Origin of the sequence: Streptomyces sp. S4.7, assembly GCF_010384365.1 — a bacterium.
Taxonomy (GTDB): domain Bacteria; phylum Actinomycetota; class Actinomycetes; order Streptomycetales; family Streptomycetaceae; genus Streptomyces.
Map to the genome: position 1 here is coordinate 2,814,120 of NZ_CP048397.1, position 13,227 is coordinate 2,827,346.

Genomic DNA, 13,227 nt, shown 5'->3' on the forward strand with positions numbered 1-13,227 from the left:
TCCGGAGATCACTGACGCCGACAACAACTACTGTGGCCGAGCCGTGTTAAGTGCGTGCTGCGCGTGGATGTCGCGCCGGTACCACTTTCACGAAGGCCCGCACGGTCCTACTTGGCGTCCTTCGCGAGGAACGCCAGGAGGTCCTGACGGCTCACCACTCCCGTCGGCTTCCCCTCCACCAGCACGATCGCCGCCGCGGCGGCGTTGGCACCGCTCAGCGCGGTCATCAGGTCGGCCACGGGCTCGCCGGAGCCGACCTGCGGCAGCGGACCCGACATGTGCTTGTCCAGCGGGTCCCCGAGCGAGGCGCGCTGGGCGAAGAGCGCGTCGAGCAGTTCGCGCTCCACGACGGAGCCGATGACCTCGGCCGCCATGACGTCCGGGTGGCCGGCGCCGGGCTTCACGATCGGCATCTGCGAGACGCCGTACTCGCGCAGGACCTCGATCGCCTGGCCGACCGTCTCCTCGGGGTGCATGTGCACCAGGGAGGGGAGGCCGCCGCCCTCCTTGTACCGCAGGACGTCACCGACCCTCGGGGCGTCCCCGGGCTGCTCCAGAAAGCCGTAGTCGTTCATCCACTCGTCGTTGAAGATCTTGCTGAGGTAGCCCCGGCCGCTGTCGGGCAGCAGCACGACCACCACGTCGTCGGGGCCGAGCCGCTCCGCGACCCGCAGCGCCGCCACGACCGCCATGCCGCAGGAGCCGCCGACGAGCAGGCCCTCCTCCTTGGCGAGGCGGCGCGTCATCTGGAAGGAGTCCTTGTCGGACACGGCGACGATCTCGTCGGTGACGGTCCGGTCGTACGCGCTCGGCCAGAAGTCCTCGCCGACGCCCTCGACCAGATACGGCCGGCCCGAGCCGCCGGAGTAGACGGATCCCTCGGGGTCGGCGCCGACGACCGTGACGCGCCCCTCGCTGACCTCCTTCAGATAGCGGCCGGTGCCACTGATCGTGCCGCCCGTGCCGATACCGGTCACGAAGTGGGTGATCCGCCCGTCCGTCTGCTCCCACAGTTCGGGACCGGTGGTCTCGTAGTGCGAGCGCGGGTTGTTCGGGTTGCTGTACTGGTCCGGCTTCCAGGCGCCCGGAGTCTCACGTACCAGCCGGTCGGAGACGTTGTAGTACGAGTCGGGGTGCTCGGGATCGACCGCCGTGGGGCAGACGACGACGTCGGCGCCGTACGCCCGCAGCACGTTGATCTTGTCCGTGGAGACTTTGTCGGGGCAGACGAAAATGCAGTGGTAGCCCTTCTGCTGGGCCACGATCGCCAGCCCGACGCCGGTGTTGCCGCTCGTCGGTTCGACGATGGTGCCACCGGGCCGGAGTTCGCCGCTCTCCTCCGCTGCCTCGATCATGCGCAGGGCGATCCGGTCCTTCACCGAACCGCCCGGATTGAAGTATTCGACCTTGGCCAGGACTGTCGCCTGGATGCCCGAGGTCACATTGCCCAGCTTCAGCAGCGGGGTATTGCCAACCAGACTGATCATCGAGTCGTGGAATTGCACCGTTGTCTCCGGGGTCTCCGTGATGGTCCGGCCAGCGTATGCGTACGCGGAAGAGATTGGGCCACGCCCGTTACGGGGCAATTACCTCTTGCTGGTCTTATCCCGGTGTGCGGACCGCTACATCGTGTGAACGGCCAGAGGGTCTGGCGGGACTAGAGGGAGGTGACCCGGACTGTGTCGAGAGCGAGGGTGGCACGGCGGATCGCGGCAGGGGCCGCCTTCGGCGGCGGGAGCGTCGGTCTGCTGGGAGCGGCGGGGGTGGGGCTCGTCCTGGCCGAGGTCCAGCTGGCGAAACGGTCGGTGGGCGGCGGTACGGCGCCGATCCCGCCCCGTGGCAACGGCTGGTACGGACTGGCGTACGGACACACCGACCCGCTGCGGATGGGCATCCTCGGTGATTCCACGGCGGCCGGTCAGGGCGTGCGGCGGGCGGGCCAGACACCGGGAGCGCTCCTCGCCTCGGGCCTGGCGGCGGTGGCGGAGCGCCCGGTCGACCTGCGGAACGTGGCGCAGCCGGGGGCGCAGTCGGACGATCTGGAACGCCAGGTCACGCTGCTGCTCTCGGACACCTTCCGGACCCCGGACGTGTGTGTGATCATCGTCGGCGCGAACGACGTCACCCACCGGATGTCGGCCACCGCCTCGGTCCGCTGTCTCGCGACGGCGGTGCGGAGACTGCGGACGGCGGGCGCGGAGGTGGTCGTCGGCACATGCCCCGATCTGGGGACGATCGAGCCGGTGTACCAGCCGCTGCGCTGGCTGGCCCGCCGGGTGAGCAGGCAGCTCGCGGCGGCCCAGACGATCGTGGCGGTCGAGCAGGGAGCCCGTACGGTCTCGCTCGGCGATCTGCTGGGTCCGGAGTTCGAGGCGAATCCCCGGGAGATGTTCGGGGCCGACAACTACCACCCGTCGACGGAGGGGTACGCGACGGCGGCGATGGCCGTCCTGCCGACGCTGTGCGCGGTGCTCGGTCTGTGGCCGGAGACGGACCATCTGGACTCCTCGCGTGACGAGGACATGCTGCCGGTGGCGAAGGCGGCGGCGGAGGCGGCGGCCGAGGCGGGTACGGAGGTCACGGGGGCGCGGGCGCCGTGGGCCCTGCTCAAGCACCGCAGGCGCCGGCGCCTGCCGGAGCCCGAGCCGACCCAGACGGAGCCGGCCGCGCCGCCGCCTTCCAAGGAGGACGCCAACCGCACATGACGCGCGACCGCGCTTCCCGGCCCGGCCCAGGGGCAGCCGGTGCCGGGGCCGGGTCGCGCGGCTCGTGGGCAGCGCCCGTCCTCGATCGCCGACCGGGCCGCGTTCTCAGCCCGCCCGGCGATCGAGGACAGAACCCGCGACCGGGCGGAGCCCGGATGCGGCACTCGTCACACGTCCGGCCCGGTGACCCGGGCCGTACGTGCGGGTAACTTCACCAGACGGCACTACCGCCGTACCGCACCCGCCCCTCTGGAGCCGTGATGCCCGAAGCCGTGATCGTCTCTGCCGCCCGCTCCCCCATCGGCCGGGCCTTCAAGGGCTCCCTGAAGGAGCTGCGGCCCGACGACCTGACCGCCACCATCATCCAGGCCGCGCTCGCCAAGATCCCCGAGCTCGATCCCCACGACATCGACGACCTGATGCTCGGCTGCGGCCTCCCCGGCGGCGAGCAGGGGCACAACCTGGGCAGGATCGTCGCCGTACAGATGGGGATGGACCACCTCCCCGGCTGCACGATCACCCGTTACTGTTCCTCCTCGCTCCAGACCTCCCGGATGGCGCTGCACGCCATCAAGGCCGGCGAGGGCGACGTCTTCATCTCGGCCGGTGTCGAGATGGTGTCCCGCTCCGTCAACGGCTCCAGCGACGGCATGCCCGGCACCCACAACCCGGTCTTCGCCGACGCCGAGGCCCGTACGGCCACCGTCGCCGCCTCCGAGGGCGCGGGCTGGCACGACCCGCGCGAGGACGGCCTGCTCCCCGACGCGTACATCGCGATGGGCCAGACCGCCGAGAACCTGGCCCGCCTCAAGGGCATCACCCGGCGCGACATGGACGAGTTCGGCGTGCGGTCCCAGAATCTCGCCGAGGAAGCCATCAAGAACGGCTTCTGGGAGCGCGAGATCACCCCCGTCACCACGCCCGACGGCACCGTCGTGGCCAAGGACGACGGCCCCCGCGCGGGCGTCACCCTGGAGGGCACCCAGGGCCTCAAGCCCGTTTTCCGGCCCGACGGACTGGTCACCGCCGGCAACTGCTGCCCGCTCAACGACGGCGCCGCCGCGCTGGTGATCATGTCGGACACCAAGGCGCGCGAGCTGGGCCTCACCCCGCTGGCCCGGATCGTCTCCACCGGAGTCTCCGGCCTCTCGCCGGAGATCATGGGGTACGGCCCGGTCGAGGCCAGCAAGCAGGCGCTGCGCCGCGCGGGCCTCGGCATCGGCGACATCGACCTGGTGGAGATCAACGAGGCGTTCGCCGCGCAGGTCATCCCCTCCTACCGGGACCTCGGCGTCGACCTCGACAAGCTGAACGTCAACGGCGGCGCGATCGCCGTCGGCCACCCCTTCGGCATGACGGGCGCGCGGATCACGGGCACGCTCATCAACGGGCTCCAGTTCCACGACAAGCAGTTCGGCCTGGAGACCATGTGCGTCGGCGGCGGCCAGGGCATGGCGATGGTCATCGAGCGGCTGAGCTGAGCCGGAGCGGAGGGTAGGGGCGGCCCGAGGAACGAGGGCAGCACCTGCCCACAGCGCCGGCGAAGCGAACGCGACCAAGAACACCGAGCGGCTGAGCTGAGCCGGAGCGGAGGGTAGGGGCGGCCCGAGGAACGAGGGCAGCACCTGCCCACAGCGCCGGCGAAGCGAACGCGACCAAGAACACCGAGCGGCCGCACCGAACCCCGACGAGCCCCAGTCGTGACTCAATCTCCCCCAGGATGTGACCTACGTCCTGGGGGAGACCCATTTACGCTGGTCACGGCAGTATTGAGGCCGGCCCTAAGGCCGAAAGACCTGTCCAATTCATGACGTAATGCACTGCCGACGTGCGCGCCCCCACGACAAGCTGATGTAGGAAGTCGGGGGACCATTGAAGACCGGGAGTAAGTCAGTGAGCGTCATGTCTATTGCCCTGCTGCTTACCACGGCCGCCGCCACGGCCGTGGGCGTCGCCGCCCTGCACGCCGCTCATGGGCTGCGGCGGGAGGTCACGGCCCTGCGCGGCGAACTGTCCCTGGCCAATACGGGCGGCCACGCCGCCGTCCCGCAGGCACGCTCCGGCGAATCGGCTCCGGCCCCCGCCGCGTCCACCGAGGACATACGGCTCGCGGTGGCCGAGGCACTGGCCGAGGAGCGCGAGCGGGAGCTGGCCGAGGCGCGGGCCTTCTGGGCCGCGCAGGAGGCACGCGACGCGGGTGACGCACCGTCGCTGCTGGGCGGCCTCGCCGGCTCCGGTACCGACGACGGGCCGTTCTACGTACCGCGCCAGGCCGACTTCGTAGGCCTGGAGGCGCTGGACCTCGACGCCCTCGACCGGGCCGACCGGGCCCGCCGGGCCACGGACGACGACTACGACGACCTCACGGAGCTGGCGGAACTCGCCGAGCTGCGCGAGCGCGGCGAACTGGACGACCACCACGACGCCGCGGGTCTCGCCGGCTTCGACAACCTGGACGACCTGGACGCCCTCGGGGACTACGACGGACTGCCGGAGCTGAGCGAGGTGAGCGAGGTGAGCGAGGTCGGTGAGGTCAGCGAGGTCGGTGAGTTCGCCGAGGACTCCCCGGAGCTGGCCGCGGCCCGCCGCAGGCACCCCTCGCATCCGGACTTCGTTCCGGTCCGCACCCCGGTCGTCACCGACCACGAGCGGACGGTCGCGCGGCTCGAAGAGCTGGCCGACGCCCGTACCGCGCTCGCCGACGTCCGCCCCGGCCCGCTGGGCACACTGGACGTGTACGTCTTCACGGACGGTACGACGCTCTGCATGACCCCGGGCCACCGCGAGACCGCCGAACGCCTCGCGGACGCGCTGCGCGACGGCGGTACGCCGTTCCTGCTGGGCGGCTCGGGCATCTCGGGGGCGTACGCCCTCACGTTCTCCTGTGGCGTGAACACCGGCGCGGAAGACGCCGACAGCGCCGGGAACATGGAAGCGACGGGTGAGAGCGCCGCCGACGACCACATCTACATTCTCGCGGACCGGGTCATAGCTTCGCTCTAGCCACCGCCCGCTCCACCGCCCTTACGGCCTCGTCCAGTTCCGCCACGGATGGGGCCGTTCTCAGTGCCTCGGCCAAATCACCCGCCGCGACGGTGAGTTGATCGGCGACGACGAAGACCCCGACGTCCGGCATGATCCTCGGCGGCTCCGGTGGGCCGCCGTCCACCGCTTCCAGGCGCTGGGCCGTCGCGGACAGCTCCCTGGCCAGAGCCAGCCCTTCGGCCGCGGCCCCTCGCTGCAACCTGCTCTGCGGGGCTGCCCGCAGACGGTCGGCGAATCGGTCCACGGCGGCGGTCAGGCGCGTCGTATCAAGCACGCCGCGACCCTACGCGCCCTTGCCGGACTGTTGCCAACGGACGAACGCTCAGGCACGGTGACGTGAAGGACCAGTACGTGAAGCAGCGTCCGGAGGCGCCGATGTCCCTTGTTTTCTCCGAAGAGACCCATCGCAACCTGCTGTCCCGCATCCCACACTGCACCGGTCGCGAGATCTCCGACTGGCTCCGCACGGTCGACGAAGGCCCCGCCCTCGTCCGTTTCGACGAGAAGGTCGCCTGGCTCCGCGGCGAGCACGACCTCGCGTACGGGCACGCGAAGGCGATCATCCACGAGCACGATCTGAGGCGGGCGGCGCGCCGCCTCGGCTGAGACCCGGCCGACACGACGGAGGGGTCCACGGGCTGTTGCCCGTGGACCCCTCCGTCGTAACCGCGTTGTCCTCGATCGCCGGACGGGCCGCATGTGCCGCGGCCCGTCCGGCGCCAGGTCATCGCACCGGCTAGTCGTTGCCGCTCAGGATCGAGAAGAGGCGCAGCATCTCCAGGTAGATCCACACCAGCGTCATGGTGAGGCCGAAGGCCGCCATCCAGGACTCCTCGCGCGGCGCGCCGTACGTGACGCCGTCCTCGACCTGCTTGAAGTCGAGCGCCAGGAAGCACGCGCCGAGGATGATGCCGATCACACCGAAGAGGATGCCGAGGCCGCCGCTGCGGAAGCCGAGGCCGTCACCGCCGCCGAAGACGCTGAACAGCAGGTTGGCGACCATGAGGAGTACGAAACCCATCGCGGCGGCCATCACGAAGCCGTAGAAACGGCGCGTGACGCGGATCCAGCGCATCTTGTAGGCGATCAGCACACCGGCGAAGACCGCCATCGTGCCCATCACCGCCTGGACGACCACGCCCGGCGAGAGGTACGTGCTCACCGCGCTGCTGATGACGCCGAGGAAGACGCCCTCGAACGCGGCGTAGCCCAGGATCAGCGCCGGGACCGGCTTGCGCTTGAACGACTGGACCAGCGCCAGGACCAGGGCCACGAGGGCCGCGCCGATGGCGATGCCGTACGACTTGCCGACGTTGTCCTGGTCGACCGGGAGCAGGACCCAGGCGAGGACGGCGGTGAGGACGACCGTGCCGAGCGTCGACGCGGTGCGCGTCACGACGTCGTCGATCGTCATGACCCCGGCGCGTGCGGGCGCCTGCGGTCCGGCGCCGCCGTACTGACCGTCGGTCTGCGGGGCGTAGGGGTTGGTGGCGTACGGGTTGGTCGCGTACGGGTTCTGCGTGGTTCCTACGGCGGGGCCCCCGGCCTGCGGCGCCGCGTTGAAGCCCGCTTGGCCGTTGTCGCGGCTGAAGCCCCGTCGCGAGAAGACCGGGTTACTGCTCCTCATCTCACTCCTCCATGGCGGCCACCCTGCGCGGCCTTGGCACAAGAGTAATGCGGGAGCAAAGGGAACACCCTAGTGCCCCAGGAGGATCTTTCCTCGATCGTGACGCGGGGGTGCCGGGACCGGGGTCGGGGGCCGGCCCGGAGTGTCGTCGGATGGCGCGTCCGCGACTCTCCGGGGATCTTCGGAGAGCGCTCCCGCCGACCACCGGGCCGGAGCAGCGGATTCAGCGGATTGACGCGCACTCGACAAGATGATCAAGGGTCTGAGCTGGGAGTTCGTCGCGATTTGAAGCTGACTCTTCGTCAAAAGCTCTACATTTCAAACGAGTTGAGCGAACGGGCCGATCTGCAGGCACGTTTCAGCAGCACTGCGCCTCAAAGGCAGAAAAAGTGGGGAAGAATCGATCTTCGCAGGTCAGCACACGTTCAGAGAGTGTGCCCGGAACCGGACTTGAACCGGTACGCCCCATTTGGGGCAGCGAGGTTTAAGCTCGCCGTGTCTGCATTCCACCATCCGGGCGTACGCGGCTCCGCGTTGGCTTACGAGCCTATCCGGGAGGACCCCTCGGGCAGCCGAGCACCTGGACGATCCTGTCTGATTTTATTGGCACCTGAGGGTGTGTCAGCCCTGGTAACACGCCATCGGCACATGCCGGAAGCAGGACGAAGGTCTTGATACGACCCTCGGGATATGACGGAAAGTCGCCGCTCTCTGTCTACTATTCGCCACTCCCCGCACACGGATTGCGCGGAGCCGTCGTTCAGGCGACAGCCCGACGACCGGATGACATGAGTAAGGGTCGACGTCATACCGAAGGAGGACGGAGCGGCGTCGCGGTCCGACCCGAGAGGGCCACGGGAACGGGCATGCGGAGTGACGACTCGGCGCCGGACGGCGGAGAGGATGAAGTCATTCCACCCCATGCACCCCGACAGGAGCCCAACCCGTGACGACCATGCCTCTCCTCCGCGCCAGCGCCGTGGCGGCCCACGCCTCCGCCTTGTCCAAGGTCTACGGGCAGGGCGAGACGCAGGTCGTGGCCCTCGACCAGGTCACCGTCGACTTCCGGCAGGGCCAGTTCACCGCGATCATGGGCCCCTCCGGGTCCGGCAAGTCGACCCTGATGCACTGCGTGGCCGGGCTCGACAGCTTCAGCAGCGGCTCGGTGCGCATCGGCGACACCGAGCTCGGCACGCTCAAGGACAAACAGCTCACCCAGCTCCGCCGGGACAAGATCGGCTTCATCTTCCAGGCGTTCAACCTGCTGCCGACGCTGACGGCCCTGGAGAACATCACGCTCCCCATGGACATCGCGGGCCGTAAGCCCGACAAGCAGTGGCTGGACAACGTCATCACGATGATCGGCCTCAAGGACCGGCTCCACCACCGTCCCACCGCGCTCTCCGGCGGCCAGCAGCAGCGCGTGGCCGTCGCCCGCGCGCTGGCCTCCCGGCCCGAGATCATCTTCGGCGACGAACCGACCGGAAACCTGGACTCACGGGCCGGCGCCGAGGTCCTGGGCTTCATGCGCAACTCCGTGCGGGAGCTGGGCCAGACCGTCGTCATGGTGACGCACGACCCGGTGGCCGCCTCGTACGCGGACCGCGTGATCTTCCTCGCCGACGGCCGGATCGTCGACGAGATGCAGAACCCCACCGCCGAGGGTGTGCTCGACCGCATGAAGGCCTTCGACTCCAAGGGCCGTACGAGCTGACGCCGGACGTCCGGCACCCCTGACGCCCCGCGCCGGCCGGCGCGGCCGTCCCTCCTCCACCGCGGCCGATCCCGCACTCCACCGCGGTCGGTCCGCCCTGCCCTCACGCGGCTCCGCCGTCCGTTCGCCCTGCCCACTTCACCTGGACTCCCACCATGTTCCGTACCGCTTTGCGCACCGTGCTCGCGCACAAGGCCCGGCTGCTGATGACCGTGCTCGCCGTGATGCTCGGCGTGGCCTTCGTCTCCGGCACGCTGGTCTTCACCGACACCCTCGGCAACGCCTTCAACAAACAGTCGGCCAAGAGCTACAAGGACGTAGCCGTCTCCGTCTCCAGCTACGCCTCCAACGAGACGCGCTCCGACGGGAAGAAGCCGGAGCCGGGACTCAGCCCGAAGACCCTCGACAAGATCGGCGCCATCGACGGAGTCGCCTCCGTCACCGGCCGGGTCGACGGCTTCGCCGGCGTGGCCGACCCGGACGGCAAGCTCATCGGCAACGGCTGGTCCAACACCGGCACCAACTTCTCCCCGGGCGAGGACGGCAAGGACGCCGCCTACGACTTCACCGACGGGGCGGGCCCCACGAAGGCCGGTGAGATCGCGCTCGACAAGTCCACCGCGTCCCGCGGTGAGTACGAGGTCGGCAAGCCCGTACGGGTCTCGACCAACGGGCCGGTGAAGGAGTACACCCTCGCCGGCATCTTCACCACCGAGGACGGCGCGGTCAACGCGGGCGGCAGCCTGGTGCTCTTCGAGACGGCGGTCGCCCAGAAGCTCTACCTGGAGCCCGGCTTCTTCCAGGACGCCACCGTCAAGGCGGCGCCCGGCGCGTCCGACGCGAAGATCCTCGACGCGGTCGAGCCGCTGCTGCCCGAGGACGCCGAGGCACAGACCGGCACCCAGCTGGCCGCCGAGCAGGCCGACCAGATCGAGCGTCAGCTCAGCGGCATCAACCAGATGCTGCTCGCCTTCGCGGCCATCGCGCTCTTCGTCGGCATCTTCCTGATCTCCAACACCTTCACCATGCTCGTCGCCCAGCGCACCAAGGAGCTGGCGCTGCTGCGCGCCGTCGGCGCCTCGCGCCGCCAGGTCAAGCGTTCGGTGATGCTCGAGGCTCTGGTCGTGGGTCTCTTCGCGTCCGCCGTCGGCTTCGTCCTCGGTCTCGGTCTCGCCGTCGGACTGCGTTCGGCCATGGGGTCCTTCGGTGCGAAGGTGCCCGCCGGACCGCTGATGATCACGCCGGTCGCCGTCGCCGCCGCCTTCGGTGTCGGCGTGGTGATCACCCTGATCGCCGCCTGGCTGCCCGCCCGCCGGGCCGCCAAGATCCCGCCGGTCGCCGCCATGAGCAGCGTGCACGCCGTGGCCACGGCGAAGTCGCTCGTCCTGCGCAACTCGATCGGGGCCGTGCTCACGCTCATCGGCGCCGCGGGGATCATCGCGGGCGCCTCGGTGGGGAAGGACGGCAAGCTGCTCATCGGCGGCGGCGCCTTCTTCTCGCTCGTCGGCATCATCGTGCTGATCCCGCTGCTGTCGCGCCCGGTCATCGCGCTCGTACAGCCGCTGCTGAACCGTCTGTACGGCGTCGCCGGCAAGCTGGCCGGGCAGAACGCGGCGCGCAACCCGCGCCGTACCGGCGCCACCGCCTCCGCGCTGGCGATCGGTCTCACGCTGGTCACCGGTCTGACCGTCATCGGTGTGACGCTCGGTCAGGCCATCGACAAGATGACCACCGACAACATCAAGGCCGACTACATGGTCACGATGGCCAGCGGCGGCGGCCTCGACGAGTCGGCGGTCGAGGCCCTGGAGAAGGCGCCGGGCGTCAGCGCGGTCTCCCCGCAGCGGGCGTCGTACCTGGAGATCAAGGGCGAGGACAGCTCCGCCTCGGCGGTGACCCCCGGGGACATCCAGCGGGTCCTCGCGCTGAAGACGGAGAGCGGTTCGCTGGACTCGCTGAGCGGTGACGCGATCGCGATGGCCTCGGACACCGCTAAGTCCCGGGGACTGAAGACCGGTGACACCGTCTCGGTGAAGTACCAGGACGACAAGAAGGCGCGGCTGAAGATCGGCGCCACGTACGAGGCCAACGAGTTCGTCTCCCCGGTCCTGATCTCGACCGATCTGGTGGGGCCGCACGAGGCGAAGCCGTACACGCCCGAGGTGTACGTGGCGATGGACGGCGGCATGACCGAGGCCAACGAACTGGCCCTGGTGAACGCGCTCGGCGACAACCCCGCGATCAGCGTCTCCGACCAGCAGGACATCAGGAACATGTTCGGCGGCATGATCAACACCGCGCTGAACATCATGTACGGGCTGCTGGGGATGGCGCTGATCATCGCGGTGCTCGGTGTCGTCAACACCCTCGCGATGTCCGTCTTCGAGCGTCAGCAGGAGATCGGCATGCTGCGGGCCATCGGTCTGGACCGCCGCAGGGTCAAGCGCATGATCCGGCTGGAGGCCGTGGTGATCTCGGTGTTCGGCGCGCTGGTCGGGGTCGGGCTCGGTACGTTCCTGGCCTGGGCCATCGGCGAGACGATCCGCTCGTCGATCCCCGGCTATGTGCTGGTCCTGCCGTGGGAGCGGATCGGGATCTTCCTGGTGCTCGCGGGGCTGGTGGGTGTGCTGGCCGCGCTCTGGCCGGCGCGCAGCGCGGCGAGGCTGAACATGCTGACGGCGATCAAGACGGAGTGAGTGCGGGCTCTGTCACCGGGCGCCGGGCGGGCCGCGTACACGCGGCCCGCCCGGCGCCCGCGCGTGGGCGCACGGGTCGCCCGGCTCGTGTCAGTTCCAGGTTCGCGTGCGCAGCGGGAGGGCCGCGTCGCCCGATTCCCGGGACCGCACCGCCAGGATCTGGTTGACGCCGATTCTGTTGTGTTCGAAGGAGAGGGCCGACGCGGCCATGTAGAGACGCCATACCCGGGCGCGGCCGGGTGAGGTGAGCCGGACCGCCTCGGGCCAGTGCCGCTCCAGATTCCGCACCCACTCCCGGAGCGTCAGCGCGTAGTGCTCACGAAGGGATTCGACGTCCCGGACCTCGAAGCCGGCCTCCTCCAGCGTTCCGACGGTGCGCCCGAGAGGGGCCAGTTCGCCGTCGGGGAAGACGTACGCGTCGATGAAGTCGTCGATGCGGTACTCCGACTCGTTCCGCTCGGGACGGCGCGCGATCTGGTGGTTGAGCAGCCGGCCGCCCGGCTTGAGGAGGGCGAAGAGGTCGGCGGCGTACTCGCGGTAGCGGACCGAGCCGACGTGTTCGGCCATGCCGATGGACGAGATGGCGTCGTACGGACCGTCCCTGACGTCCCGGTAGTCCTGGACCCTGATCTCGATGCGGTCGGTCAGGCCCTCGTCCGCGATGCGCTTGCGCGCGTACGCGGCCTGTTCGCGGGAGAGCGTGACCCCGGTGACCTGGACGCCGTACTCGCGCGCCGCGTGGATGGCCATGGAGCCCCAGCCGCAGCCGACGTCGAGCAGCCGCTCGCCCTCCGTCAGCCCGAGCTTGCGGCAGACGAGGTCGAGCTTGTCGCGCTGGGCGTCCTCCAGCGTGGCACCCGGCTCCTCGAAGTAGGCGCACGAGTAGACCATCGACGGTCCGAGGACCATCTCGTAGAAGTCGTTGCCCACGTCGTAGTGGTGGCTGATCGCCGCCCGGTCCCGGTGCTTGGTGTGCAGCGTGCCGCTTCTGCGCCGCACTTCCTCAGGAGGCGGCGGGGGCGGCGGCCAGGGTCCGGCGATCCGCGCGAGGCCCTTGGCGGCGGCGCGCATCCGCGGGTCGCGCAGCGGGTGCACCGGGTCCTTGGCGTCGGCGCCCCGCTCCCAGAGGAGTCCGGCGATCAGTGACAGGGCCGCGTACAGATCACCGTCGATGTCGATCTCACCGGCCACCCAGCCGCGGGCCAGTCCCAACTCGCCCGGCTTCCACAGCAGACGGCGCAGGGCCCTGCGGTGCCGGACGACGAGTGTCGGCGCGCCCGGCGGGCCCGACTCGCTGCCGTCCCAGGCACGGATACGTACGGGGAGCGGGGCTCCCAGCAGTTCCTCGGCGAGAGTGGTCAGCCGCAGTGCGGCGTCGGCCATGGCGCACACCTCCGTGAAAGGGATCCCAGAAATGCTCAACTCACACGTGAACACCGC

The 13,227-nt window shown here is 69.9% G+C and carries 10 protein-coding genes and 1 tRNA gene; 6 read left to right on the top strand and 5 right to left on the bottom strand.

Annotated features, from left to right (window positions below):
- Positions 1-107: 107 nt before the first annotated feature.
- Entirely contained in the window at positions 108-1,505 is a 1,398-nt protein-coding gene (locus SSPS47_RS12280) for a cystathionine beta-synthase (RefSeq protein WP_164250964.1), read from the bottom strand.
- Positions 1,506-1,694: 189 nt separating this feature from the next.
- On the opposite strand from SSPS47_RS12280, the gene SSPS47_RS12285 reads away from it, so the two are divergent.
- From SSPS47_RS12285 to SSPS47_RS12295, 3 genes are all read left to right on the top strand, one after another.
- Positions 1,695-2,705: an SGNH/GDSL hydrolase family protein gene (locus SSPS47_RS12285; RefSeq protein ID WP_164254534.1), complete on the top strand. Its 1,011-nt coding sequence runs from the start codon at positions 1,695-1,697 to the stop codon at positions 2,703-2,705.
- 260 nt (positions 2,706-2,965) lie between these two features.
- Positions 2,966-4,186: an acetyl-CoA C-acetyltransferase gene (locus SSPS47_RS12290; protein ID WP_164250966.1), complete on the top strand. Its 1,221-nt coding sequence runs from the start codon at positions 2,966-2,968 to the stop codon at positions 4,184-4,186.
- A 421-nt stretch (positions 4,187-4,607) separates the two neighbouring features.
- Positions 4,608-5,708: a hypothetical protein gene (locus SSPS47_RS12295; RefSeq protein WP_203557827.1), complete on the top strand. Its 1,101-nt coding sequence runs from the start codon at positions 4,608-4,610 to the stop codon at positions 5,706-5,708.
- Here SSPS47_RS12295 and SSPS47_RS12300 read toward each other — a convergent pair.
- Positions 5,692-6,024 (bottom strand): hypothetical protein, encoded by a 333-nt coding sequence (locus tag SSPS47_RS12300; protein ID WP_147876841.1) that lies wholly within the window; start codon positions 6,022-6,024, stop codon positions 5,692-5,694. The genes SSPS47_RS12295 and SSPS47_RS12300 overlap by 17 nt on opposite strands.
- 101 nt (positions 6,025-6,125) lie before the next feature.
- Here SSPS47_RS12300 and SSPS47_RS12305 point away from each other — a divergent pair, with 101 nt between their 5' ends.
- Positions 6,126-6,356: a DUF4287 domain-containing protein gene (locus tag SSPS47_RS12305; protein WP_078079724.1), complete on the top strand. Its 231-nt coding sequence runs from the start codon at positions 6,126-6,128 to the stop codon at positions 6,354-6,356.
- Positions 6,357-6,486: 130 nt separating this feature from the next.
- On the opposite strand, the gene SSPS47_RS12310 is transcribed toward SSPS47_RS12305, so the two are convergent.
- On the bottom strand, positions 6,487-7,377 hold the full coding sequence (locus SSPS47_RS12310; protein WP_147876842.1) for a Bax inhibitor-1/YccA family protein: 891 nt from the start codon (positions 7,375-7,377) through the stop codon (positions 6,487-6,489).
- A 435-nt stretch (positions 7,378-7,812) separates the two neighbouring features.
- Positions 7,813-7,896 (bottom strand) — tRNA-Leu (locus tag SSPS47_RS12315).
- Positions 7,897-8,323: 427 nt separating this feature from the next.
- Between SSPS47_RS12315 and SSPS47_RS12320 the strand changes: the two genes are divergently transcribed.
- Both SSPS47_RS12320 and SSPS47_RS12325 read left to right on the top strand, forming a co-directional pair.
- Positions 8,324-9,091, top strand: coding sequence for an ABC transporter ATP-binding protein (locus tag SSPS47_RS12320; protein WP_147876843.1), 768 nt, complete (start codon positions 8,324-8,326; stop codon positions 9,089-9,091).
- 155 nt (positions 9,092-9,246) lie between these two features.
- Complete coding sequence (locus SSPS47_RS12325; protein ID WP_164250968.1) at positions 9,247-11,787, top strand: ABC transporter permease; 2,541 nt, start codon at positions 9,247-9,249, stop codon at positions 11,785-11,787.
- A 90-nt stretch (positions 11,788-11,877) separates the two neighbouring features.
- On the opposite strand, the gene SSPS47_RS12330 is transcribed toward SSPS47_RS12325, so the two are convergent.
- Positions 11,878-13,170, bottom strand: coding sequence for a cyclopropane-fatty-acyl-phospholipid synthase family protein (locus tag SSPS47_RS12330; RefSeq protein WP_164250970.1), 1,293 nt, complete (start codon positions 13,168-13,170; stop codon positions 11,878-11,880).
- Positions 13,171-13,227: the final 57 nt, after the last annotated feature.